Here is an 18956-nt window from a genome sequence, read left to right on the forward strand (position 1 = left end):
CTTACTGCTTGTTGACCACAGCCTTTTCCGGGTTCGGCGGGAAAGACGGATCCGTCTTGGTGCCGCGCAACAGGTCCAGAGCATAGTTGAGCTGGATGTCGTCCTTGGCTTCCGGCGGTACATAGGCAGAAGAACCCGAACCTTCGTCGGTTTCGCTCTGGCCCTTGATGTGGCCGGAAAGACCGGATTCACCTTCGGTGGTCACCTTGCCCTGCAGCTCGGGCGGCAATGGCTGCTCCACCTTGATGTCAGGCTCAATGCCCGTACCCTGGATCGATTTACCCGACGGCGTGTAATAGAGCGCCGTGGTCAGGCGCAGCGCGCCCGCCTCGCCGAGCGGAATGATCGTCTGGACCGAACCCTTGCCAAAGGAACGCGTGCCGACCACGGTCGCACGGCGCAGATCCTGCAGGGCGCCGGCAACGATTTCCGAAGCCGAAGCCGAACCGCCGTTAACGAGCACGATTACCGGCTTGCCATCGGTCAGATCGCCTGCCGTCGCGTTGAAGCGGCGGGTCTCGTCGGGGTTACGGCCACGGGTCGAAACGACCTCACCGCGCTCGAGGAAGGCGTCGGAGACATTGATCGCCTGATCGAGCAAACCGCCCGGGTTGAGGCGAAGGTCGAGCACATAACCCTTCAGCTTGTCGGCCGGCACATCCGCCTTGATCTTCTTGATCGCCTTTTCGAGATCGTCATAGGTCTTCTCGGTAAAGGAGATGACGCGCAGATAACCGACATTGTCACCTTCGACACGGGACTTGACGGCCCGCACGGCAATCACATCGCGCATGACGGTGAATTCGAGCGGCTTGTCGGCGCCCTGACGGATGATCGTCAGCTTGATCGGCGTCTTGACCGCGCCGCGCATCTTTTCAACCGCCTGTTCCAGCTTCAGGCCACGAACCGGCGTACCGTCGATTTCCGAAATGAAGTCGCCGGCGAGAATGCCTGCACGGGAAGCCGGTGTATCGTCGATCGGCGTGATGACCTTGACGAGCTCGTTCTCCATGGTCACTTCGATGCCGAGACCGCCGAATTCACCCTTGGTCTGGGTGCGCATGTCGTTGGCATCCTTGGCATTCATGAAGCTCGAATGCGGATCGAGCGAGCTCAGCATGCCGTTGATGGCGTTTTCCACCAGCTTCTCGTCATCCGGCGGCGTCACATATTGTGCGCGCACGCGCTCGAACACATCGCCAAAGATCGACAGTTCCTTATAGGTCGAAGGCCCGGCCGCCTGCGCCGGCATGCTCGCCGAATAAATCACGCTCATCGCCGTGGCGCCCATAAGCCCACCGATAAGGAGAAGCGAAACCTTACGAATCATTGTGCGCCCTTCCGGTATTTTTTGCGGTCCACCACGGTTGAGAATCAACCGGTACACCATCTTTCCTGAACTCAATGTAGAGCGTTGGCCTGTCGGTTTCCAGCGCCAATGCTGCTGCACTCGCTACTCTTTTTGCACCCATGGAGGCGATGGGCTCTCCGGAGAACACGAACATTCCCTGCCGCGTCCTCACATTGTCCATGCCCGTCATCACCACATGATATCCATCACCCGTATTGAGGATGATCATCCGGCCATAACTGCGAAAATCTCCGGCAAACACCACGAAGCCGTCTGCAGGCGCCGTCACGATGGCTTCCGGTCCGCTCGCGACAACAATTCCCTTGGAAAAATGGCCCGTTCCGTCCGCATCGCCGAAGCGCCGCAGCACCTCGCCCGCAACCGGAACCTCCAGCTTTCCCTTCAAACTTGCGAAGGGATATGCGGGCGCAATACGGTTTTTATCGGGCATTCCAGCCTCGGCCGCGGCCCGCGCCTTTTCGCGTTCCGCCTCCGAAAGACGAGCCAGGCGCTGCTCTTCCGCCCGCGCCTTTTCCATCGCCTCCCGCACCGAGGTAATCTCGCCTTCAAGCGAACTGACCAGCCCCTCGAGGCTCGTCGCCTTGCTCGCAAGCTCTTCAGATCGCTTGCGTTCCGCCTCCAGCTCCGTCGCCGTCTGGGTATTCTTGCGATCGTTTTCGGCAATCAGCAGGTCGAGGCGTTTTTCCTCTTCCAGACTTGCAGTCATCATACCCGTAAGATCGTCCTTTTCGCGAGCGATTGCCTGTCTCAGATCGGTCAATTCTTTGAGAGCGGCGACCAGCTTGTCGGTTTCACCGCGAATGCCGGGCACGACGGCGCCGAGAAGAATGGCGCTTCGCACGGACGCCAGCGCATCCTCCGGCGAGACGAGAAGGGCGGGGGGCGGGTTTCGGCCCATGCGCTGCAACGCCGCCAGAACCTCCGCCAGCACACCGCGTCTTTCCCGCAACGACGCCTTGACGCCATCCTCGCGCACCGAAAGCTTGGCCAGGCGATCCTCACCGTCGCTGATCTTGGTTTCCAGCGCCTTACGCCGGGCAGCCGATGCGATCAGCTCTTCCCGGATGCGGGCGCTGTCCTGATTGAGGGAGGCGATGCTTTCCTCAAGCTTCCTTGTCTTGTCTTCCGAAAGACCGATGCTGTCGACCAGCTCCTCCAGATCCTGCCGGTTCTGGTCGCGGCGCTTCTCCAGCGTTTGCAGCGCATCCGGCGACGAATCATCGCCTGCGGCGGGAACGGCGCCCGCATCGTCCCGCGAATAGGTCGGACCGATACCCATGACGAAAGCAGCAATAACCGCGCCCGCAAGGGCAGCGCGCCGTTTTCGTTGAGGCCTGTTGTCCATGTGAACTTTCTTTGATGCCGAAGCAGAAGCGCCGATATTAGGGATTTTGCCGCGATCTTCCAAGAGGCCCTGGAAAGGCCGCCGCCAAAGCCGTGCGCTGTCAGCGGTGTCGCGGAGCTTCATGTTGAAATTGAGACAATTATCTGAATCGAAACCCGATCAAACGCGATGATAGGGATGACCGGAGAGGATCGTGACGGCGCGGTAAAGCTGCTCGGCGATCAGGATACGAACGATCTGATGCGGCCATGTCAGCTTGCCGAGATTGAGAACGGCCGTCGCCTTGTCGTAAAGGGCGGGATCGAGCCCATCGGCTCCGCCTATGGCGATCACGAGGTCTCGCTTGCCGCTATCGCGCAAATCGCCAAAGAATGAAGCAAAGGCAGGACTGTCCAGCGCCTTTCCGCGCTCGTCTAGCAGGACGAGGGCTGCTCCGTCAACCAGATGTTTTTCCAGCATCGCGGCTTCTTCGCGCTTGCGGGTCTCCGCATTGGAAGCGCGGCTTTCGGCAACCTCGATCACCCGCGAAAACTCCAGCCCGATCGCCGGGCCGGTCTTTGCCAGACGCTCGATATAACGGGCCGCAAGATCCTTTTCGGGGCCGGATTTCAGCCGTCCCACCGCAAAAATTGAAATCCGCATCGCAAACCTGCATTCGTCGTGACCCAACAGGGGTCACGCTCTTAACAGCATAGCCTGCGGATTCCTATGCGGCCGGTCTGATTTCCGGCCAGAGGCACCGTTTCCGAAGTCAGATACGATCTTCGGCAAAAGCGATGCACTCGCTCAAAGGCTCACCGCATCAATGCAGCGTCTCTTCCGGCATGTCCGGCGTCGCCCACATTTTTTCAATGTTGTAGAAGGCGCGGATTTCCGGGCGGAACACGTGAACGATGATGTCGCCGGTATCGATCAGCACCCAGTCTCCGGTCTCGAGACCTTCGACGCGGGCGTTTCCGAACCCTTCATCCTTCATGTCCTTGAGAAGATGCTCGCAAATCGCCGAAACATGCCTGTTCGACCGCCCGGAGACCACGACCATGTAGTCCGCAAGCGCCGATTTTCCGGCAATGTTGAGAGAGACGATATCTTCAGCCTTGGAGTCCTCGAGGCTCGCGAGGACGGTTTCGAGGGCATGGCCGGCGGCATCGGCGCCACTGTCCTGGCCCTTCGGGATAGCAACAAATGCTCTTCCCTTGGCGTGTACTGTTGTCAGAGGTTTTCCTTTCCAAGAATGACAAAACAGGTACTGGCGACGCGATTCTCTGCGTCACACAATGAAGGTGGCATCAAAGCATTAACTTTTCAAGATATGGACCCTTCGACACCCGGCACATACATCATTTGTGATCGAAGGCGTCATTTAGACCGTTGCGCAGCGCCGTGGAGCTGAGCGTCGAGCGCGGACCGTGAATGAAAACCCAGGCAGGGGCCGCTTTTTTCCACAAAACGCCGGCATCGTCCTCATCCACCCGTGCATGGCTGAAGGCCTGCGCCATAGTGGAGGAGAGATAAGAGAGCGTGGAACCTGGCCGATCGATCACGGCAATCGGGAATGTCTCGGCGATCCGCCGCCATTTCTGCCAGCGATGGAAGCTTTTCAGATTGTCCGCTCCCATGATCCAGACAAAACGGACATGCGGATTCTTCGCCTTCACTTTGGCGAGCGTATTGGCCGTATAGCTCATCCCCAATGATTTTTCGAAGGCCGTCACCTTGATGCGCGGGTCATGGACCAGCTTTTCGCAGGCGGCGATGCGATCTTCCAGAGACGCCAGCTCCGAACGGCTTTTCAGCGGGTTGCCTGGCGTGACGATCCACCAGAGCTGGTCAAGACCGAGCCTGCGCAACGCAATCTCGGCCACAAGCGCGTGACCCGCATGTGGCGGATTGAAAGAACCACCGAACAGGCCGACGACCATGCCGCGCTCCACATGCGGCATGGTGAGATAACGTCTGTCGAGGCGCTTGTCAGCCGGCAAATATCAGGTCCGTGTCTGGCCGGTGCCATGCACCCGGTATTTGAACGAGGTAAGCTGCTCGACGCCGACCGGGCCCCGCGCATGCATCTTGCCCGTGGCAATGCCGATTTCAGCACCCATGCCGAATTCGCCGCCGTCCGCGAACTGCGTCGAGGCATTGTGCAGCAGAATGGCCGAATCGAGTTCGTTGAAGAAGCGCGCGACCACATCGGGATCCTCGGCGATCACCGCCTCGGTGTGGTTGGACGAATAAGTGCCGATATGCTCGATCGCGCCCGAAATACCTTCCACCACGGCGACCGAAATGATCGCATCGAGATATTCGGTGCGCCAGTCCTCTTCCGTCGCCGGCGTGAGACCCGCCACCACGTCGCGAACGGCCTGCGAACCGCGCACTTCGCAGCCGGCTTCGATCAAGGCCTTGACGAGCGGCGTCAGATGCGTGGAAACGGCAGCGGCATCCACCAGCAACGTTTCGGCCGCCCCACAAATACCGGTGCGGCGCATCTTGGCATTAACGACGATACGTTTCGCCATGTCGAGATCGGCCGATTTGTCGATATAGACATGACAAATGCCTTCCAGATGCGCGAAGACCGGCACGCGGGCTTCCGACTGCACCCGGGCCACGAGGCTTTTGCCGCCGCGCGGCACGATGACATCAACCGTACCGTTCAGGCCACTGAGAAGCGCGCCGACAGCGGCGCGGTCGGTCACCGGCACCAGCTGAATGGCATGCTCGGGAAGGCCGGCGATCTTCAGGCCTTCCACGAGGCAGCCATGGATAGCACGCGATGAATGTTGCGAATCCGAGCCGCCGCGCAAGATGACGGCATTGCCCGCCTTGAGGCACAAAGCGCCGGCATCCGCCGTCACATTCGGGCGGCTTTCGTAAATCACGCCGATGACGCCGAGCGGTGTGCGCACGCGCTCGATCTTCAGCCCATTCGGACGATCCCAGGCGGCGATGACTTCACCGACCGGATCGGGCAGCGCCGCAACCGAACGGATGCCTTCGGCAATACCGGCGATCCTTGCATCGTTGAGGGTCAACCTGTCCACGAAGGAAGCGGCAAGGCCTGCGCTTTCCGCCGCAGCCAGATCTTTCCTGTTGGCGGCAAGGATCGCATCCCTGGATGCCTCGATGGCGGAGGCCATGGCAAGCAGCGCGCGGTTCTTCTGGTCTGTGCCGGCAATGGACAACGGTCGCGAAGCAGCTTTCGCCTGAGCGCCGATGGTCATCATCAGCGCGTCAATATCGTGGCTCTGCTTCACGGCCTGTTCAGGCATGGACCTCATCCTTCTTTGCATTTTTAACTTTGACGGCAGCGCCCGTCATCACCAGATCGTCACGATGAATCATGGCCGCCCGCCCGACATAACCGAGGATCGCCTCGATCTCGTTGGACTTGTGACCGATGATAAGACGCGCCTCTTCAGCATCGTAACCCGCAAGACCACGAGCGACTTCACGGCCTTCCGCACCGATAATGGCGATTGCGTCACCACGGCCGAAATTGCCCTTAACCAGTCGCACTCCCGCCGGAAGCAGACTTTTTCCGGCATAGAGAGCTTTTTCCGCACCGGCATCCACATGGATTTCGCCGGCCGGCTGCAATTGCCCGGCAATCCACGTCTTGCGCGCCGTCACCGGCGTGCCCGAAGGCGCGAACCATGAGGAGCGCGCGCCGTTTTCAATAGCCTTCAACGGATTAAGCGTCTTGCCGGAAGCGATGATCATGCCGCAGCCGGCAGCGGTCGCGATCTTGCCCGCATCAATCTTGGTGCGCATGCCGCCGCGTGAAAGCTCGGATGCCGCACCGCCTGCCATGGCCTCGATTTCGGGCGTAATATCGGCAATCGTCTCAAGGAATTTCGCGTCGGGATCCAGATGCGGCGGAGCCGTGTAAAGCCCGTCAATATCCGAAAGCAGCACCAGAAGATCGGCACCGGTCATGGTCGCCACACGCGCCGCCAGACGGTCATTGTCGCCATAACGGATCTCGGTGGTCGCAACCGTGTCGTTTTCATTGATGATCGGGATAGCGCCGATCTTCAGCAACTGGTTGATGGTGGCGCGTGCATTGAGATAACGGCGACGCTCTTCGGTATCGGAGAGCGTCAGAAGAATCTGGCCGGCGACGATCTCATGCCGCGACAGGCTTTCCGACCATGCCCGCGCCAGCGCGATCTGGCCGACAGCCGCCGCCGCCTGGCTTTCTTCCAGCTTCAATGCACCGGAAGGCAAGCCAAGCACAGTGCGGCCAAGCGCGATGGCGCCCGACGACACAACCTGTACATCCGCACCGTTTTTCTTCAGCGCGGCGATATCCTCGCAGATGGCGTCGAGCCAGTCTTTCTTGAGACCGGTCTTCCGGTCCACCAGAAGCGCCGATCCGATCTTGATGACGATCCGGTGATGGCTCGCCAGCGGCTTGCGCGTCAGGCTCATAGACGGTCGTCCTCTTCCTCGGCCTCGCTGTCCTCATGCGGCATCGACCGGTCGGGCAGGGCGGTTTCGCCGCCATTGCTCGCCGAGACGATGACATCGCGAAGGGCGCGCAGCGCTTCCGTCATGCCGATATGGGCGGCAGCGGAGAGAAGTAGCGGGGGACGGCCGCAGGCTTTCTCCAGTTCCTTGGCCTTCTTTTTCAGCTCTTTTTCATCCAGCACGTCGATCTGCGACAGCGCCACGATTTCCGGCTTGTCGGTCAGCCCGCCGCCATAGGCGTCCAGCTCGGCCTTAACGGTCTTATAGGCCTTGCCGACTTTCTCCTCCTGCGCGGAAACGAGATGCAGCAGCACGCGGGTACGCTCCACATGGCCAAGAAAACGGTCACCGATGCCTACACCCTCATGCGCGCCTTCGATCAGGCCCGGAATATCGGCCAGCACGAATTCGCGGCCATCGATGGTCGCGACGCCCAGGTTCGGATGAAGGGTGGTGAAGGGATAGTTGGCGATCTTCGGCCGCGCACGGGTGACCGTCGCGAGAAACGTGGATTTGCCCGCATTGGGCAGACCGACGAGACCGGCATCGGCGATCAGTTTCAGGCGAAGCCAGACTGTCTTTTCCTCGCCTGCGAGGCCCGGATTGGCATGGGTGGGCGCCTGATTGGTGGACGACTTGAAATAGGCATTGCCGAAACCGCCATTACCGCCGGCGGCAAGACGAAAGCGCTGGCCTTCTTTCGTCAGATCGACGATCAGCGTTTCATTGTCTTCCTCGAAGATCTGCGTACCGACGGGCACCTTCAGCACCACATCCGAACCCTTGGCGCCGGTACGGGTCTTGCCCATGCCGTGCTGTCCGATGGAGGCCTTGAAATGCTGCTGGAAGCGGAAATCGATCAGCGTGTTGAGGCCGTTGACCACCTCAACCCAGACATCGCCGCCGCGTCCGCCATCGCCACCGTCAGGACCGCCGAATTCGATGAATTTTTCGCGCCGGAAGGAAACGGCACCCGCGCCGCCGTCGCCGGACTTGATATAGACTTTTGCTTCATCGAGAAATTTCATCGGACTGCCGTTCTGTCGGTTTGCGGACGCAACAATCTTGCCATTGCGTCGAACAAAAATATCGTCGTTTCGAATACAAGCGCTTCTTCACGAGGTCAAAGACTATCGTGCGGGAAGCCCATGCGCGAGACAAGGCCGGTTTGGATCAAACCGGCCTTGCAATACTCCTCAAGTGCGATGCGGCTGAATGAAATCCTCAGCCTTAATCATCGTACCGATATGCGCCACCATGGCGGCGCGCGCCGTGGCGTAGACCTGGTGGCAACCGGTCACCCGGAAGCCGAGTTTTTCCTGCACGCGCAGCGAGGCGGGATTATCCGCAAATACGCCGGAGTGAAGGGTAACCCCCGGCATGCGGCGGAAGAACCGCTCTACCACGGCGGCCACCGCCTCGGTCATGTAACCCTTGCCCCAGTAGAAGCGGTTCAGCCAATAGCCGAGATGCCACTCGCCGTGCCGCAATTCCACCGAGACGACGCCGATCAGGGTATCGTCGCCGCTGGTAATGGCGAAATCCCAGTCGGGCAGGGTGCCGGAGGTGCGCAAGACCAGCCATTCCAGCGCATCCTGCTTGTGGTAGGGCGCGGGAACGCGGGCCAGCATTCTGGTCACGGCGAAATCGCCAAGCGATTCCGCAATGCTGCCGGCATCGGAAAGCCGCTGCGGCCGCAGCACCAGACGCTTTGTCTCGATGACAGGGCAGGGGCCGGGCGGCGCCACGGCAGTGGCGGCGCGGCGACGGGTAAGCTCTATCGTGCTCATCCCATATCCCCCCAGCTCTTCAGCGAAACCCAGGTCTTGCGGTCCAGCCTGTACCATTCGACCGGCACCATGCCGCCAAGCGCCAGAGAACCGACCATGCCGGAGCCCTGGAACTGAAAACCGCATTTCTGGATGACGCGGCGCGATGCGATGTTGGTGACCCGGCAACGGGCATCGATCTGGTCGATTTCACGCGTGCGGAAGGCCATGTCGATCAGCGCATGCGCGGCTTCCGTCATGTAACCCCGGTTCCAGTAAGGTTCCCCCAGCCAGTAACCGATTTCCAGCGTCTTTTCGTCTTCCTGGGGTTCGAGCGCGCAGCAGCCCAGAAACTCGCCATTGTCCATGCGGGTAATCGCATAGACGCACTTGCCAATCTCGCCAGCTTTGGAGCGTCGCACAAAATCCGCGGCGTCTTTGGCCGTGTAAGGGTGCGGCATACGCGACACCATGGTCGCGATATTGGCATTGTTGGCAAGATGGGCAAGGGCGTCGATGTCTTCTTCGTGAGGCTTGCGCAAAACCAGCCTCTGCGACAGTAAAACGGGGCAATCGCTCCTCGACCGATCGGGCCTCGGCCGATCCTCGGGTGACCGTGATTGGTCAACCCTCAACAATTCAGCTTGCATGGTTCAGTCCCTCCTTGGGGTTAAAGAAAAAGGGGAGTTGGGTGGTACCCCATCTCCCCTGTTTTCTTGACTGAACCTGATACGTCTCAGCCGGGTCGATGGGACACCGGCTGCATATGACGCTTACCGGCTTATTCTGCGGCTTCCGCTTTCGGGGCCACGGATACGAATACGCGGCCGTTGGCCTTCGTACGGAAGTTCACGTTACCTGCGGTCAGTGCGAAAATCGTGTGGTCCTTGCCGATGCCAACATTGGCGCCCGGATGCCACTGCGTGCCGCGCTGACGCAGAATAATGTTGCCTGGAATGACAGCTTCGCCGCCGAACTTCTTTACGCCAAGGCGCTTGGATTCGGAATCGCGACCGTTACGCGAGGAACCGCCAGCTTTTTTGTGTGCCATTGGAGTTCTCCTTTAAACCTTGTTTCCCGTGTCGCGCCGATCAGGCAGCAACGATGTCCGTGATGCGGACGACAGTGTGATGCTGACGATGGCCGCGCGAACGCTTGGAGTTCTGACGACGACGCTTCTTGAAGGCGATGACCTTCTTGCCGCGATTGTGCTCGACAACTTCAGCCTTGACGATGGCGCCCTTGACAAAGGGTGCACCGAACTTGGCGTCGGCGCCTTCGCCAACAACGAGAACTTCGGTGAATTCTACAGTTGCGCCTGCCTCTGCTTCCAGCTTTTCGATGGTCAGCACGGCGTCGGCCGCTACGCGGTACTGCTTACCGCCGGTCTTGATGACTGCGAACATTTTTTATCCTTTCATGTTCGTTCCGGCTCTGCCCGCAAATGCAAGCTGGCCGTCTTTTTATCAGTCGGAGTAGCGGAAATCCGTCAGGACTGAATGCCCCTTTGAATGTCTGCCGGTGAAGCCGCCTTTTGAAGGGCGGAATAAACAGAAGGCGCACTACGCCATCAATTTGGGTGCCGATTACGCGAGACGCCCGTTTATGTCAAGATGACGACGGCTTGAAAAGTAACTGTAACGCCAAGAATTTCATGCTTTTTCGGCGGGTGAAGCAGTCGGGTCTCGAAATTTGTCCAGCAAGTGTTTATATGGGCCTTCCAACAAGGAGCAGAAATGGCCCGCATAGACCAGACCGACGATTGGCGGGACCGCCATGCGCCGACACTTTCCGCCTTCGAGTCGCTTGCGATCGAGGCATATGGCCACCTGCCGGAAGAATTTCGCGCACTGACGAAAGATCTCATCATCGAGATCGCCGATTTTCCGACCGATGACGTGTTCGAGGACATGGCGCTCGAAACACCCTTCGATCTTCTCGGACTGTTCGAAGGACGCGGCATCTCCGAACGTTTCACCATGGAAACGGGCGAGATGGTGAACCGCATCACGCTTTATCGCCGTCCGATTCTCGACTACTGGGCCGAGAACGAGGAAACGCTGGGCGATATCATCACCCATGTCCTCATCCACGAAATCGGCCACCATTTCGGCCTCTCGGATGATGACATGGAGCGGATCGAAGAAAGCGCTGACGAGGCCGCTGCCGAACGTTAAAAAGACCGGCACCGAAAAACTACGGTGCCGGCCCTCAAGCCACTAGTGGTCGCGTCTCATTGAAAGCGCAATCGTCTCGCTGCCCACAAGACGTTTGCGCTTGATCACTTCGTTAACCCGCCCTGGGTTTACACCGTAAGAAGCTGCAATGTGGTGCTGAAACTCGCCACCCCAGTACCGCAACCAGATTTCTACCGCGTCCTTTTCGGTCAATTTATAAGACTGTTGATGCATATGATTGTCCTGTTAGGTTTCAACCTTGGACAAACTTGACAGAAGAGTCTGTGAGCGTATTTTGCTCCGTGTATATGCTGATCCGCAAGCTTTCTAAGGTATTGTGGTTTCGACACGGAGCCGAGGTTGCACCCTCGGCTTTGTCGTGCCAGCTCAGAGACCGCCCCCGAGCTGGTAAATATATGTTGGGACTCAATATTTTGAGTCAAGCTTAGGGCGATGGGCCGTATCTGTTCACTTTATGTACAACGGCAATTTCATCTCAAGACACAATGAGATTTGCAATTTTTATTCTTTAGAAACATACACTTAATTTATTTTCGAACATTTCGAACAAGGGCTGTGAATAATACGCCGTAATATTCGTTTTGGCTCAGTAACAAACAAGAAGATCGAGAGAATCAGATCGACGGACCCGAATCACTCGATTTTCTACCTAAAATCACTGCTCGCCGAGCTTCATATCCGGATGGTATTCTTTGCCCTCGACCACCTTGGTCACGGCCTGGCCGCAATGCATCACGCCGCTTGCGGCGTTGAAGGCGTAGCTTGGCGAACCGGCAAGCTCCCATCCCTTGTTCAGCGCCTCGGTGACCCGATGGCAGAACTTCGAGTCATCGGGACCGGTTATGAAACGATAGACCTTCACGTCTTTTTTGCCTTTCTCTGTGCGATGATATCGGCCATGGCGACCAGCCTCTCGGCCTGCCCCACATGCAGCCGTTCGATCATCCGCCCGTTCATGTTGATGACGTTCAATTCCATAGATTCAGGTTTTGCGAAAGCGGCAATAATCTCTCTCGCATCCGTAACAGCGGCATCATCTGGCGCAAAGCGCCGATTGGCCGGTTCGATCTGTGCCGGGTGGATCAGCATCTTGCCATCGAACCCCATGGCGCGACCCTGTTCGCATTCACTGTCAAAAGCTGCAATGTCTCGAAAATCGTTGGACACGCTGTCGATGACCTCAAGGCCATAGGCGCGGGCGGCGAGCACCACCTGCATCATCCAGGGTACGAGATAGGTTCGCCCGGGGAGGGCTGGAACACGCGTTTCCTTGCGCAGATCATTCAGCCCGATAACGAATGCGGCAAGCCGTGCGTCGGGCGTATGCGCTGCCTCCGCAATCGCAGCGGCGTTCAAAACACCGAACGGCGTCTCAATCATTGCCCAGATTTTCAGGTCCTGGGGCGCATCCGCCTCCGCCAGAAGGTCGGCCACATCATGAATATCTGCGGGCTGCTCCACCTTCGGCAGTAAAACCGCATCCGGCCGGCAGGAAAGCACAAGCTTCAAATCCGCCGCCCCATCAGGCGTGGAAAGCGGATTGATACGGATAATGGTCTCGCGTCCGGCAAATGGCGCGTCCGAAAAAAGCCTGCTGAGATTTTCCCGCGCTGCGCCCTTCATCTCCGGCGCAACGGAATCCTCGAGATCAAGGATTACCCCATCACAATCGAGATCGCGGATTTTTTCGAGCGCTCTGGCATTGATGGCCGGAACTGACAGCAGCGAACGGCGCGGTCTCACAAGAATATTTCCGAAAAAATTAGTCATGCCGCACTTGTGTCAAGCTTTTGTGACATCTGCAACCTGACAATCCACTGAATCCTCTTGCAAGCCGGAAGAAGAAGGCCCACATTCGTCTGGATAGAAAGGTTTGGATCATGCAAGGCATACGTTCGTTTTTCATCGCCGCATCCGGCATTGCAATTCTGGCGATAGTCGCCCTGTTCACCGCGTCGCTCACGGTCGCTTTCATCGGCGTGCTCGCGGTTCTCAGTGCTGCCCGCCTGCTTTCCGCGCGTCTGAAGCCGGCCCCTATTCCGGTCAAGCCCCGTAACCAGCGTGATATGCGCGTCTGGAACGACGGCAAGGGCACGATTATCGATCTCTGAGATCGTCTCGAATCGGCAAAAATGCCAGAGCGCCGCGCGCGGCGTACCGAAGAACGCGGGTTTGCGCTTCTAAAGTGATGAGTTTTGCAGTATTTCCCGGCAGAACACGTCCGGTGGGCTCTAACCAGCCCCGGATTTTGTTGAAGGGAAACACGGGAAGCGACAGATGGAAAAATTCACCAAGCTGACGGGCGTTGCCGCGCCCATGCCGGTGGTCAATATCGACACCGATATGATCATTCCGAAAGACTATCTGAAGACCATCAAGCGCACCGGCCTCGGCAAGGGCCTCTTCGCCGAGTCGCGTTATCTCGAGGATGGTTCGCCCAATCCGGATTTCGTACTGAACAAGCCCGCCTACCAGAACGCCCAGATTCTTGTCGCGGGTGACAATTTCGGTTGCGGCTCTTCGCGCGAACATGCGCCATGGGCGCTTCTCGATTTCGGCATCCGCTGCGTGATTTCCACCAGCTTCGCCGACATCTTCTACAATAACTGTTTCAAGAACGGCATCCTGCCGATCGTCGTCAGCCCCGAGAACCTCGAAAAGCTGCTGGACGATGCGTCGCGCGGATCGAACGCCGTTCTCTCCATCGATCTGGAAAGTCAGGAAATCAGCGGCCCCGATGGCGGTACGATCACCTTCGAGATCGATGAATTCAAGCGTCACTGCATGCTGAACGGTCTGGACGATATCGGCCTGACGCTCGAACATTCCGGCGCTATCGACACCTTCGAAAAGGCAAACGCCTCGGTCCGCCCCTGGGCCTGACCACATTTCTGCTCTTCAAAAAAGCCGATCCCGTACCAAACAGTACCGGATCGGCTTTTGCTTTGCTTGAAAAGCCCTTGAGGCGGAGATAAGAAGCCTCCAATCCCGTCCGGCTGCGACACGATTTGCCATGTTTAGGACGGAATGAGTTTGACGCCGCGCTCGCCGCAATCGAAAACCCTTCAGGATGTTTTTCGGCGCGCCGCCCAAGGAGGGTTCTCATGACAGTCCGTTCGCTTTTCCTTCTGCCCGGTGACGGTATCGGCCCCGAAGCCATGGCCGAAGTCCGCAAGCTGATCGATTATATGAACAGCGCGCACAATGCCGGTTTCACCGTCTCGGAAGGTCTGGTCGGCGGCTCTGCCTATGACGCCCATGGCGTGGCGATTTCCGATGCGGATATGGAAAAGGCGCTTGCTGCCGATGCGATCCTGTTCGGCGCCGTCGGCGGCCCGAAATGGGATGGCGTGCCCTACGAGCACCGCCCGGAAGCCGGCCTGCTTCGTCTGCGCAAGGATCTCGAGCTTTTCGCCAATCTGCGCCCGGCCATCTGCTACCCGGCACTTGCCGCCGCTTCCTCGCTGAAGCCGGAACTGGTCGAAGGCCTCGATATCCTCATCGTCCGCGAGCTGACCGGCGGCGTTTATTTCGGTGAACCGAAGCAGATCATCGATCTCGGCAACGGCCAGAAGCGCGGCATCGACACGCAGATCTACGACACTTTCGAAATCGAGCGCATCGCCAGCGTCGCTTTCGAACTGGCCCGCACCCGCGACAACCGCGTCTGCTCGATGGAAAAGCGCAACGTGATGAAATCAGGCGTTCTGTGGAACCAGGTGGTCACCGAAACCCACGCCGCCAAGTTTAGGGATGTTCAGCTGGAACATATGCTGGCCGATGCTGGCGGCATGCAGCTGGTGCGCAAGCCCAAGCAGTTCGACGTGATCGTCACCGACAACCTCTTCGGCGACATGCTCTCCGACGTCGCCGCCATGCTCACCGGCTCGCTCGGTATGCTGCCGTCCGCTTCGCTTGGCGCGCCTGACGCCAAGACCGGCAAGCGCAAGGCCATGTATGAGCCGGTCCACGGTTCGGCCCCGGATATTGCCGGCAAGGGCATCGCCAACCCCATCGCCATGATCGCGTCCTTCGCCATGTGCCTGCGTTACTCGTTCAACATGGTGGATGAGGCAACGAAGCTCGAAACGGCGATCGCAAACGTGCTCGACAAGGGCATCCGCACCGCCGACATCATGGCCGAGGGCAGCCGCCAGGTCGGCACCTCCGAAATGGGCGACGCGGTTCTCGCCGAATTCAAGGCGCTTTCGGCGTAACGCTCGACGAAACCGGTTGGGCAGGCGGCGCGTTCGCCTGCCCATCCTCCTTCGGCAGAAGATGCTCATATCTTTTGTCGGTCAGCGTCTTCAGAAAGGCGACGATGGCGTCCACACGCTTGTCGTCCAGCGCCGGCGCGGATGTCAGTTCCGCCATGGCGATGTTTTCAGGCACTTCCGGCGCATCCCACGTCTTGCCCGTTTCCGGATTGATCTGGCGGCTCGGCTTCTTGCTTTTATATTTCACATAAAACAGCACCACCGTACGCAAATCCTTGAACACGCCATTGTGCATGTAAGGACCGGTGACGGCGACATTGCGCAGCGTCGGCACCTTGAACTTGCCGCGCTGGGCGGCATCGCCGGCAACTTCAGGATTTTGCGCCAGCCCCAGATCGATCGCGCCCGGCTTGGAGCCGTTCACGGCCCGCACCGATATATTGGCGGGAACGCCGATGTTGAAATATTTGTGGTTGGTGAAGAGGCCGTCTTCCAGGCCCTTGGCGCCACGGATTTCATGGCAGGTATTGCAATTGGTGAATTGCGTCGAGGAGATCAGGACCCGACCCAGCTCTTCCTGATCGGTCAGTTTCTCCTCGCCGCGCAGGAAGCGGTCATATTTAGAATCGAAGGTGGAGAACTCATCCGAGCGCTCAAAGCTCGCCAGCGCCTTCGTCATCGCGGCATAGGCGGTGTCGTCGCTCGCAAAAACATCCTTGCCGAACTGCGTGCCGAAAGCCGCGACATAATCCGGGTTTTCCCTGAGCCGTTTGACAACCGCGGCCTTGTCCGGCATGCCCATTTCGAGGGGATTGAGCGGCGGGCCGCCCGCCTGATCTTCAAGCAGGGAGGCGCGGCCATCCCAGAACTGCCCGCCGACATATTCTCCTGCCGCATTCCTGCCGAATGGCGGCGTGAAGCGGGCATAAGCTGCAGTGGGCGCATTGCGGTCGCCCAGTGAAATGCCGTCATCGCCAAGCGATACATCCCGCCCCACCTTGTCGCTCTCCCGCGCATCGGAAAAACCGGCGGCCTGCATATGGCAGGTGGAACAGGCCATGGTGCGGTTCATCGAAAGATTGGGATCGTCGAAAAGCGCCGCACCGAGCTTTTCCAGCGTCGCATAGTCTTCACCGCCGTGGGCAGCCATACCATCGACACCGCTGCCCAAGGGGGCCAGCAGAATGGATGCGGCAAGAGCAGCGGAGACAAAAAATCCGGGTTTCATCATCGGTAGGCACGCTCGATATAAATGCGCGAGAGCAGGTTCGGACCGAAAAATATGAAGCGGCTTTCGGTCCCGCCACGCTTCACCGAACATGGATCACGGGAAATAACCCCGCTCTTCCATGCCCTATAAAGAAATCTATAGCACTTTCCCGTGAGCCAGGCCTACAAACTTTCGCAGCTTGGTCCACTTTGCCGCAGGTCCACGGACAACACCCGGAAACGATCAACCGCCCCTGGCGATGGCGTGGAAAAAGGTGCCCGAGACAAAACCTCTCCTGCCGCCCGATGGCCCGAGCGGACGATCCTGCCCGTCAGCAATCTGGGCGAAGGGCTCATCGCGGCCGGGATCGGTAACCCGCGCATAATGGAATTCATGGCCGCGCAGAACATCCCCCGCCATGCCGAGCGGTCCGCTTGCCGCGATCGTCGCCTGCCGATAGCCGAGATTCATCTTGCGCGTCGCAAAACTGGTGGCATGGGACAGAAGCCCGGTCATGGCATGGGTCACCCCATCCGCATCTTCCAGCGCCTCGCCGAGCACCATGTAACCGCCGCACTCGCCATGAACGGGCTTTGTCGCGGCAAAGCGGGCAAGGCCGGCCTTGAAACCAGCCGCATCCGCAAGCTTTCCGGCAAAAAGCTCGGGGTACCCGCCCGGCAGCCAGCAGATGTCGCAGCTCCCGTCGGGCGCCTCATCCGCGAGCGGGGAAAACGGCACGATCTCGGCCCCGGCCGCCTGCCAATGCTTCCTGAGATGCGGATAAAGGAAAGTGAACGCCGCGTCCTCCGCCAGCGCAATGCGCTGGCCGGGCGGTGCAATCGCCGTGTCCACCGAGCCGGAAGGCACGTTCACCGGCGCGGCGAGAGAAAGCAGGGCATCGAGATCGATGGATTTTTCCATCGCATCCGCCAGCCGTTCGATATGCGCATCGATTTCCGGATGTTCGCTGGCCTGCACCAGCCCCAGATGCCGTTCGGGCAGGATGAGCGATGGATCACGCAGCACACAGCCGGCAACGGGAAGGCCGATTTTTTCGATGGCTTCCGTGCACAGCGTCCGGTGTCTTTCGCTGCCCGCCCGATTTAGCACCACCGCCGCCATGGTAACGGCCGGATCGTAGTGAGCAAAACCATGGGCGACGGCAGCAGCCGTCTGCGACTGGCCGGACACGTCGAGCACCAGCAGCACGGGAATGCCGAACAGCCGCGCCAGATCCGCCGCCGAACCCGTGCGATTTTCCGCAACCGGAATGCCGTCGAACAGGCCCATGGCGCTTTCGATCAGAACAAGCTCCGCATCCCCGGTCTGCTGCGAAAACAGATGCCGCAGCAATTCCGGCCGCATGGCCCAGCTATCCAGATTAAGACCCGATGTGCCGGTAGCAAAGGCATGGAAGCCGGGATCGATGTAGTCAGGCCCCGTCTTGATGCCGCGCACATTGATACCGCGTCGGGCAAAGGCCCGGAGCAGGCCGATGGTCACACTGGTCTTGCCGGAACCCGAACGTGGCGCACCGATGATGATCGCCCGCGCCGTCATGAACCGGAAACTCCAAGACGCGCCCGCATCGAAACAATCTCGCCGATAACGATCAAAGCCGGCGCTTCGAAATTTTCCCGCTTTGCATCGTCAGCTATGCTTTTCAGCGTACCGATGAAAATCCGCTCCTGCGCCGTCGTTGCCGACATGATGACGGCGACCGGCGTTTCGCCGGAACGGCCGCCCTGTATCAAAAGGCTGGCGATCGTGCCGATATTCTTCAGCCCCATATAAACGACGATGGGTTCGCGTGTTTTCGCCAGCGCCAGCCAGTCCAGATCCTCTTCGGTGCCCGCCGCGTGGCCCGTGGCGAGTGTCACGGCGCGGCTGATGCCGCGCATGGTGGCGGGGATGCGGGCGGAAGCAAGCGCGGTGAACGACGAGGTCATGCCGGGCAATATGCGAAACGGAATGCCGGCATTGACAAGCGCCTCCGCCTCTTCGCCGCCGCGCCCGAAAATAAAGGGATCACCGCCCTTCAGCCGCAGCACCTTTTTGCCCTGGCCGGCGAAATCGATCAGCGAAGCGGTAATATCATCCTGTGTCGCGGAGGGCTTGCCACCCCTTTTGCCCGCAAAAACAATCTCCGCCTGCGGACCAAGCGCTATGACTTCGTCGCTCACCAGCGCATCACGCACGATGATATCGGCCTGAGACAGCGCGAGCGCCACTTCCAGCGTCAGATAACGCACATCGCCCGGCCCTGCGCCCGCGAGCCAGACGTGACCGGCCTCGAAGACCGGACCTTTTGCGGCAATGCTGTTCAAAATCTGCGCTATCGACATTCTTCTTGGCTGCTTTTTAACGATGAC

21 protein-coding genes are annotated in these 18956 nt (G+C 59.2%); 4 read left to right on the forward strand and 17 right to left on the reverse strand.

Features of this window, described 5'->3' with window-relative positions; genetic code table 11:
* Nucleotide 1: 1 nt before the first annotated feature.
* The 12 genes from ACQZ5N_RS08520 to rplU all read right to left on the reverse strand — a co-directional run bounded on the left by ACQZ5N_RS08520 (nucleotide 2) and on the right by rplU (nucleotide 10365).
* Complete coding sequence (locus tag ACQZ5N_RS08520) at nucleotides 2-1330, reverse strand: S41 family peptidase (RefSeq protein WP_035265249.1); 1329 nt, start codon at nucleotides 1328-1330, stop codon at nucleotides 2-4.
* Nucleotides 1320-2717, reverse strand: a complete 1398-nt coding sequence (locus ACQZ5N_RS08525) for a murein hydrolase activator EnvC family protein (RefSeq protein ID WP_448732664.1) — start codon at nucleotides 2715-2717, stop codon at nucleotides 1320-1322. The genes ACQZ5N_RS08520 and ACQZ5N_RS08525 overlap by 11 nt, the downstream gene beginning before the upstream one ends.
* Before the next feature lie 159 nt (nucleotides 2718-2876).
* Nucleotides 2877-3359, reverse strand: coding sequence for a 23S rRNA (pseudouridine(1915)-N(3))-methyltransferase RlmH (gene rlmH / locus ACQZ5N_RS08530; RefSeq protein WP_174039746.1), 483 nt, complete (start codon nucleotides 3357-3359; stop codon nucleotides 2877-2879).
* A 160-nt stretch (nucleotides 3360-3519) separates the two neighbouring features.
* On the reverse strand, nucleotides 3520-3963 hold the full coding sequence (gene rsfS / locus ACQZ5N_RS08535) for a ribosome silencing factor (protein WP_035236703.1): 444 nt from the start codon (nucleotides 3961-3963) through the stop codon (nucleotides 3520-3522).
* A 94-nt stretch (nucleotides 3964-4057) separates the two neighbouring features.
* Nucleotides 4058-4660 (reverse strand): nicotinate-nucleotide adenylyltransferase, encoded by a 603-nt coding sequence (locus tag ACQZ5N_RS08540; RefSeq protein WP_448732729.1) that lies wholly within the window; start codon nucleotides 4658-4660, stop codon nucleotides 4058-4060.
* Nucleotides 4661-4702: 42 nt separating this feature from the next.
* On the reverse strand, nucleotides 4703-5989 hold the full coding sequence (locus ACQZ5N_RS08545; protein ID WP_448732665.1) for a glutamate-5-semialdehyde dehydrogenase: 1287 nt from the start codon (nucleotides 5987-5989) through the stop codon (nucleotides 4703-4705).
* Nucleotides 5982-7151 carry a glutamate 5-kinase gene (gene proB, locus ACQZ5N_RS08550; protein ID WP_059759775.1) on the reverse strand — a complete coding sequence of 390 codons (1170 nt, stop codon included), beginning with the start codon at nucleotides 7149-7151 and terminating at the stop codon, nucleotides 5982-5984. Before proB ends, ACQZ5N_RS08545 begins: the two co-directional genes overlap by 8 nt.
* Complete coding sequence (obgE, locus tag ACQZ5N_RS08555; RefSeq protein WP_035265258.1) at nucleotides 7148-8218, reverse strand: GTPase ObgE; 1071 nt, start codon at nucleotides 8216-8218, stop codon at nucleotides 7148-7150. Before obgE ends, proB begins: the two co-directional genes overlap by 4 nt.
* 168 nt (nucleotides 8219-8386) lie before the next feature.
* The gene (locus ACQZ5N_RS08560) at nucleotides 8387-8980 is read right to left on the reverse strand and encodes a GNAT family N-acetyltransferase (protein WP_174057523.1); all 594 of its coding nucleotides are present in this window, start codon (nucleotides 8978-8980) and stop codon (nucleotides 8387-8389) included.
* A complete protein-coding gene (locus ACQZ5N_RS08565; protein WP_448732666.1) occupies nucleotides 8977-9609 on the reverse strand; it encodes a GNAT family N-acetyltransferase in 633 nt (210 codons plus the stop codon). Before ACQZ5N_RS08565 ends, ACQZ5N_RS08560 begins: the two co-directional genes overlap by 4 nt.
* A 131-nt stretch (nucleotides 9610-9740) precedes the next feature.
* Nucleotides 9741-10010 (reverse strand): 50S ribosomal protein L27, encoded by a 270-nt coding sequence (gene rpmA / locus ACQZ5N_RS08570; protein WP_003492686.1) that lies wholly within the window; start codon nucleotides 10008-10010, stop codon nucleotides 9741-9743.
* Nucleotides 10011-10050: 40 nt separating this feature from the next.
* Nucleotides 10051-10365, reverse strand: coding sequence for a 50S ribosomal protein L21 (gene rplU / locus ACQZ5N_RS08575; protein ID WP_003492690.1), 315 nt, complete (start codon nucleotides 10363-10365; stop codon nucleotides 10051-10053).
* A gap of 330 nt (nucleotides 10366-10695) precedes the next feature.
* Between rplU and ACQZ5N_RS08580 the strand changes: the two genes are divergently transcribed.
* Nucleotides 10696-11136 (forward strand): metallopeptidase family protein, encoded by a 441-nt coding sequence (locus tag ACQZ5N_RS08580; protein WP_003492693.1) that lies wholly within the window; start codon nucleotides 10696-10698, stop codon nucleotides 11134-11136.
* A gap of 676 nt (nucleotides 11137-11812) precedes the next feature.
* Here the strand turns inward: ACQZ5N_RS08580 and ACQZ5N_RS08585 are convergent.
* Nucleotides 11813-12019 carry a DUF1737 domain-containing protein gene (locus tag ACQZ5N_RS08585; protein WP_003492695.1) on the reverse strand — a complete coding sequence of 69 codons (207 nt, stop codon included), beginning with the start codon at nucleotides 12017-12019 and terminating at the stop codon, nucleotides 11813-11815.
* Entirely contained in the window at nucleotides 12016-12927 is a 912-nt protein-coding gene (locus tag ACQZ5N_RS08590) for an HpcH/HpaI aldolase/citrate lyase family protein (RefSeq protein WP_448732667.1), read from the reverse strand. Before ACQZ5N_RS08590 ends, ACQZ5N_RS08585 begins: the two co-directional genes overlap by 4 nt.
* 110 nt (nucleotides 12928-13037) lie before the next feature.
* On the opposite strand from ACQZ5N_RS08590, the gene ACQZ5N_RS08595 reads away from it, so the two are divergent.
* The 3 genes from ACQZ5N_RS08595 (at nucleotide 13038) to leuB (ending at nucleotide 15374) form a co-directional block, all read left to right on the forward strand.
* Nucleotides 13038-13268 carry a hypothetical protein gene (locus ACQZ5N_RS08595; RefSeq protein ID WP_020809819.1) on the forward strand — a complete coding sequence of 77 codons (231 nt, stop codon included), beginning with the start codon at nucleotides 13038-13040 and terminating at the stop codon, nucleotides 13266-13268.
* A 166-nt stretch (nucleotides 13269-13434) separates the two neighbouring features.
* Nucleotides 13435-14040, forward strand: coding sequence for a 3-isopropylmalate dehydratase small subunit (gene leuD / locus ACQZ5N_RS08600; protein ID WP_003520255.1), 606 nt, complete (start codon nucleotides 13435-13437; stop codon nucleotides 14038-14040).
* Nucleotides 14041-14261: 221 nt separating this feature from the next.
* On the forward strand, nucleotides 14262-15374 hold the full coding sequence (gene leuB / locus ACQZ5N_RS08605) for a 3-isopropylmalate dehydrogenase (protein ID WP_107677657.1): 1113 nt from the start codon (nucleotides 14262-14264) through the stop codon (nucleotides 15372-15374).
* Here the strand turns inward: leuB and ACQZ5N_RS08610 are convergent.
* From ACQZ5N_RS08610 to cobA, 3 genes are all read right to left on the reverse strand, one after another.
* Nucleotides 15355-16605: a cytochrome-c peroxidase gene (locus tag ACQZ5N_RS08610; RefSeq protein ID WP_448732668.1), complete on the reverse strand. Its 1251-nt coding sequence runs from the start codon at nucleotides 16603-16605 to the stop codon at nucleotides 15355-15357. The two genes, leuB and ACQZ5N_RS08610, sit on opposite strands and share 20 nt — an antisense overlap.
* A 222-nt stretch (nucleotides 16606-16827) precedes the next feature.
* Nucleotides 16828-18144: a cobyrinate a,c-diamide synthase gene (locus tag ACQZ5N_RS08615; RefSeq protein WP_448732669.1), complete on the reverse strand. Its 1317-nt coding sequence runs from the start codon at nucleotides 18142-18144 to the stop codon at nucleotides 16828-16830.
* Complete coding sequence (gene cobA / locus ACQZ5N_RS08620) at nucleotides 18141-18929, reverse strand: uroporphyrinogen-III C-methyltransferase (RefSeq protein WP_304981914.1); 789 nt, start codon at nucleotides 18927-18929, stop codon at nucleotides 18141-18143. Before cobA ends, ACQZ5N_RS08615 begins: the two co-directional genes overlap by 4 nt.
* Nucleotides 18930-18956 lie beyond the last annotated feature (27 nt).

It is taken from the genome of Agrobacterium sp. 22-221-1, from assembly GCF_053522445.1.

Bases quoted from the DNA above. Each gene is read 5' to 3' on its own strand.
- ACQZ5N_RS08520 (WP_035265249.1), bottom strand. From the start codon at position 1,330: ATGATTCGTAAGGTTTCGCTTCTCCTTATCGGTGGGCTTATGGGCGCC.
- ACQZ5N_RS08525 (WP_448732664.1), bottom strand. From the start codon at position 2,717: ATGGACAACAGGCCTCAACGAAAACGGCGCGCTGCCCTTGCGGGCGCG.
- rlmH (WP_174039746.1), bottom strand. From the start codon at position 3,359: ATGCGGATTTCAATTTTTGCGGTGGGACGGCTGAAATCCGGCCCCGAA.
- ACQZ5N_RS08540 (WP_448732729.1), bottom strand. From the start codon at position 4,660: ATGCCGCATGTGGAGCGCGGCATGGTCGTCGGCCTGTTCGGTGGTTCT.
- ACQZ5N_RS08545 (WP_448732665.1), bottom strand. From the start codon at position 5,989: ATGCCTGAACAGGCCGTGAAGCAGAGCCACGATATTGACGCGCTGATG.
- proB (WP_059759775.1), bottom strand. From the start codon at position 7,151: ATGAGCCTGACGCGCAAGCCGCTGGCGAGCCATCACCGGATCGTCATC.
- obgE (WP_035265258.1), bottom strand. From the start codon at position 8,218: ATGAAATTTCTCGATGAAGCAAAAGTCTATATCAAGTCCGGCGACGGC.
- ACQZ5N_RS08560 (WP_174057523.1), bottom strand. From the start codon at position 8,980: ATGAGCACGATAGAGCTTACCCGTCGCCGCGCCGCCACTGCCGTGGCG.
- ACQZ5N_RS08565 (WP_448732666.1), bottom strand. From the start codon at position 9,609: ATGCAAGCTGAATTGTTGAGGGTTGACCAATCACGGTCACCCGAGGAT.
- rpmA (WP_003492686.1), bottom strand. From the start codon at position 10,010: ATGGCACACAAAAAAGCTGGCGGTTCCTCGCGTAACGGTCGCGATTCC.
- rplU (WP_003492690.1), bottom strand. From the start codon at position 10,365: ATGTTCGCAGTCATCAAGACCGGCGGTAAGCAGTACCGCGTAGCGGCC.
- ACQZ5N_RS08580 (WP_003492693.1), top strand. From the start codon at position 10,696: ATGGCCCGCATAGACCAGACCGACGATTGGCGGGACCGCCATGCGCCG.
- ACQZ5N_RS08590 (WP_448732667.1), bottom strand. From the start codon at position 12,927: ATGACTAATTTTTTCGGAAATATTCTTGTGAGACCGCGCCGTTCGCTG.
- ACQZ5N_RS08595 (WP_020809819.1), top strand. From the start codon at position 13,038: ATGCAAGGCATACGTTCGTTTTTCATCGCCGCATCCGGCATTGCAATT.
- leuD (WP_003520255.1), top strand. From the start codon at position 13,435: ATGGAAAAATTCACCAAGCTGACGGGCGTTGCCGCGCCCATGCCGGTG.
- leuB (WP_107677657.1), top strand. From the start codon at position 14,262: ATGACAGTCCGTTCGCTTTTCCTTCTGCCCGGTGACGGTATCGGCCCC.
- ACQZ5N_RS08610 (WP_448732668.1), bottom strand. From the start codon at position 16,605: ATGATGAAACCCGGATTTTTTGTCTCCGCTGCTCTTGCCGCATCCATT.
- ACQZ5N_RS08615 (WP_448732669.1), bottom strand. From the start codon at position 18,144: ATGACGGCGCGGGCGATCATCATCGGTGCGCCACGTTCGGGTTCCGGC.
- cobA (WP_304981914.1), bottom strand. From the start codon at position 18,929: ATGTCGATAGCGCAGATTTTGAACAGCATTGCCGCAAAAGGTCCGGTC.